At 65.7% G+C, this 4166-nt stretch carries 1 protein-coding gene and 1 pseudogene; both read right to left on the bottom strand.

Translation table 11 applies throughout. The features are described 5' to 3' along the window. Positions 1-497, bottom strand: a 497-nt coding sequence (gene rpe, locus ENZ74_RS23950; protein WP_127313031.1) for a ribulose-phosphate 3-epimerase, incomplete at its 3' end; no start/stop codon positions are given. Between the two features lie 222 nt (positions 498-719). Further along, positions 720-4166 (bottom strand): annotated as a pseudogene (locus ENZ74_RS23945) (hypothetical protein); the annotation flags it as partial.

Below are 4166 nucleotides of genomic sequence, written 5' to 3'. Positions count from 1 at the left end.
CCGCTGAGGGCCTTGACCCGCTTCACCTTGTCGACGATCGCTGGGATGAAGGCCTGGCCGCCGAAGCCCGGATTGACGGTCATGATCAGGATCAGGTCGAGCCGGTCGAGCACGTATTCGACCACGCTTTCCGGCGTCGCCGGATTGAGCGACACACCGGCCTTCTTGCCAAGATTCCTGATGGTCTGCAGCGAGCGGTCAAGATGCGGGCCGGCCTCGGCATGGACGGTCAAACCGTCGCAGCCGGCCTCGGCGAAAGCGGCCAGATAGGGGTCGGCCGGGGCAATCATCAGATGGCAGTCGAAGAAGGCCTTGGTGCGGTTGCGGATCGCCTTGATCACTGGCGGGCCAAAGGTGATGTTGGGCACGAAATGCCCGTCCATAACATCGAGATGTATCCAGTCGGCGCCGGCTGCCGCTACCGCTTCGACCTCATCGCCGAGTTTGGAAAAATCCGATGCCAGCACCGATGGTGCAATCAGGGTCTTTCTGCTCATGGATGCGGCCTTTCCGAGTGTCCTTCTCGTTGGCCACCCTATCGACTGCCTAATGCGCCGCAGCCGACTTGTCGAGGGTGCAGGCGCGGTCGATGCGCAGGCTGGGACGCGTGCCGTTATCCGCGACCATGCTGCGGCCAATTCCCGCTTGTCCCCACAGCCGCGAAGAAAAACCCGCCGGATTGCTCCGGCGGGGTTTCTGGTCTCGTGTCGAGCAGGTGGTTATTGCTGCTGGAGCTTCAGGATTCTGTCTGGAACCTGGTCCTGCCGCTGTTCGACCTGCGGCCTGCGCCTGCAGCACCTGCTGCAGCAGCAGGCCGGGGTTCAGCTCCAGCGACGGTTGTCCGCGGACCGCCCGGCAGTTCGGGTAGCGCCCGATCGTGCCTTCCGGGCAGCGCCTCCTGATGATCGGCTGGCACTGGCCATCGATCATCTGCGAGCCCGGTGCGCATTCCACCTCCTGCCTGCGGCATGCGCCGTTGATCACCTCGGTGCCGCGCGGGCAGACACATTCGCCGCGCTTGTTGTGGACCTGGCCGCGTACGTCGCACTGCTCCTGCGTCGGCTGCTTGCGCCGGCAGGCATTGCCCCGCACCTCGGTACCCCTCGGGCAGACACAATTGCCGTCGGCGTCGTGGACCTGGCCACGGATGGTGCACTGGTCAGGCCTTGGCCGGATCGGGCGGCAGGCGCCGTTTCTGACCTCGTTGCCTTGCGGGCAGACGCAGTCTCCGTCCGCGTCGTGGACCTGGCCACGGATGATGCACTGCTCAGGCTTCGGCCGGATCGGACGGCAGGCGCCATTGCGCACCTCGGTCCCTCGCGGGCAGACACAGTCTCCATCGGCATCGTGGACCTGGCCACGGATCGTGCACTGCTCCGGCTTTGGCTGGATCGGGCGGCAGGCATTGCCCCTGATCTCGGTTCCCCTGGGGCAAACACAATCGCCATCCGCATTGTGGACCTGGCCACGGATAGTGCACTGCTCGGGCTTGTCGGTCCTGACGCACCTGCCGTTCTCGAGCCCGGTTCCGCGTGGGCAGACGCAGCGTCCGTCCTCGGTGCGGATCTGGCCCTCGAGCAGCACACAGCGTTTCGGCTGTTCCGGCTTCGGCACGATACCACCGCCCGGCGAGCACTGGCCGTTGCGGTAGGTGGTGCCTTCGGGGCAAACGCAGCGGCCGGCATCGTTCATGACGAAGCCTTGCGAGCATTCCTTCCTCGTCTCCTGGCTAATGGTGAAGGGATGGCAGGCATAGGCCTTGCCGCGATCGCCCTGCACATTGGTCTGATCGCCGCCAAGCACGTCGCCACCGCCCTGCACCCGTGTGTCGGGAGACAGCACGCCGACGCAATTCTGGCCGCTGACATTGCCCTGCAGATTGGCCAGGCGGCCGTCGTCGGGAATGACCACGGTGACATGGTGTACCCGGCTTTCGCCGGCGCCGAGCGTCAGGTTGGCAATGCAGGACGCAGGCAAGGTTGCCGGTTCCGGCGAGCAGCCGAAGGGCGGATCGATCGAGGTGATCTCAACGCCTTCCAGCCTGCCGAGCCCCTCCACGCCGATCGCATCGCCGATGCGGACCGGCCCGGAGAAGGCGGTCGCTCCGTCATTGATGATGGTGATCTCGAACGAGCAGGGTTGGCCGAGCCTGCATTCGCGGTCGCCGGTCTTTTCGACACGGATGGTCGAAGAACCGCCGCCCTTGGCGCAGGCCTGGCCAAAGGGATAGACGACGTCGTCGCCCGGCGCAGGCCCATAGGAGCCGCGCGCGCAGTTTTCGAACGCGCCATTCGCCGAGACCGTCACGTCGAAGTGGCGGCTGGTTCCAGGTGTCATGACGGCACCGGGAATCTGGCACGACAGCGCATTGGCCGGAACCGGTCCGCACGCCCATTCCGCGCCGTCGGGGGTGACGGTCTGGATCTGGACGGGCGCGCCGCCGGCCACCAGCGTGGCGGCATCGTTGACCCGCACCGGACCGGTGGGGGCAGCGGTGCCAAGGCTGGTGACGGTGATGCGGCAAGAGACGACCGCGGCACCGGCGAGCGAGCCGTTGCACACCTTGGTGATGCGCAGGGTCGGCTTGCCGCCATTGGGATGACGGAAGCGTTCCTTGGCGCAGGCCTTGTTGTTGGTGAGGTCGTTTTCCCCGGGGATGGGCTTCACCTCAGCGCAATTCTCGACAGTGTCCGACTGGTAGCCGGCCGGCATGACCGCCTTCACGAAGATCGGCGTCGAGGCGCCCGCAGGCAGCGAGATGCCGGCATTGTCGCAACGGAACTGGCCGGGGCCGTTCGGTCCGCATGTCCAGGGCGGGTTCGGGCCGAAGGTCGAGGACGACGGCGCGCCGCCGGGATAATTGTCGATGACCGTCAGCGGTCCATTGTAGGTGGCGCTGCCGTTGTTGATGATGTCGATCACGAAGGTGCAGATGCCGTCGGCCGAGCAGACCGGGACGCGGGCACGCTTCTTCAGGATCAGGTCGACCTTCTTCTCCACCGGCGGCCGGCAGTCGCGGTCACGGTCGCCGCGCCGGCAGATCGGGATCGAGGCACAGCCGCGATCGTTCGACTGGCTGCCGAACAGCGGCTTGCCGCTGGCGCCATAATTGTAGGTGGCGCAGTTGCGTAAAGCACCGCCTTGCCAGCCTCCGGCCGGCTTGAAGCCGAGCTTGAGGTCGACGGAGGCCCCCGGATTGAGCGTGGTCACCGGATAGGTGCAGGTCATCGGGGTGGTTCCGGGTACGCAGACCCAAGGTGGATTTGGCCCTGAATCGAGCGTCGAGCCGGCCGGCAGCGTCACCTCGTCGAGCACGATCTTGCCGTGGTAGGCTCCGGTGCCGACATTGGTGACCCTGATGGTGAAGTCGCAGCCGCCGCCCATCGTGCAACGCGTCACGTCGGCGCGTTTCTCGACCTTGAGGTCCGGCTCCTTGTCCCTGGGCGGGCACCTCTGGTCACGCGGGATGACGATGTCGATCGTCTGCGTGCAGCACAGGCCCCAGCCTTCCTTCGGACCGGCATAGGTTTCGAGGCCGGTGACGATGAGGTGGATGACGTCGCCGGGCGAGGCACCGACGATCTTCCAGTTGAGCACACCGCCGCCCGCCGGCACCAATTGGGTATCGGGGATGATGTTGATGCCGGGCGTGCTCGTCGACACCTGCACCCACTTGCCGCCCATCTCCGGGCCGACCGGCATGTGATAGATGAAGGCGCCGCCGCCGGGCACGCAGTCGACCGTACCGCGTTCCACCTTGAAGCATTCCTTGCCGGGAGGTGGCGGTGGCGGATTGCACTTGGTGACGTCGATCTTGATCGAGGTCTTCACGCCGGTCTTGAAGTCACCGTCGTCGGGCTTGCTCGGATCCTGCGATGGGATGATGGTCCCGGTGCCCGGTCCGGCCGTCACCTTGATCATGCCCTGGTTGTCGACGATCGTCGGCGCGGGAAATGCCGCACGATCGATCTTGGCCGTGATCGCGAAGTTGATCACACGCTCGTTGGCAGCGCCGACGCCGTCGACATCGGACGTGGAGATGCGGAAATCGGAAACCGTGGCAGTATCGTTCGGATTTGCCGAAGTGCTGATCGTTGCACCCGGCAGTGGTCCGCCGGACGAATCCGTGCCGTCGCCGGACACGTTGACGTTGATGATCGCAAGGC

Source organism: Mesorhizobium sp. M7A.F.Ca.CA.002.15.2.1 (assembly GCF_003998715.1).
In the GTDB taxonomy this organism is placed as follows: domain Bacteria; phylum Pseudomonadota; class Alphaproteobacteria; order Rhizobiales; family Rhizobiaceae; genus Mesorhizobium; species Mesorhizobium ciceri.
Note: the sequence above shows the minus strand (reverse complement) of the source record. Positions and strands in the feature narration are given on the sequence as shown.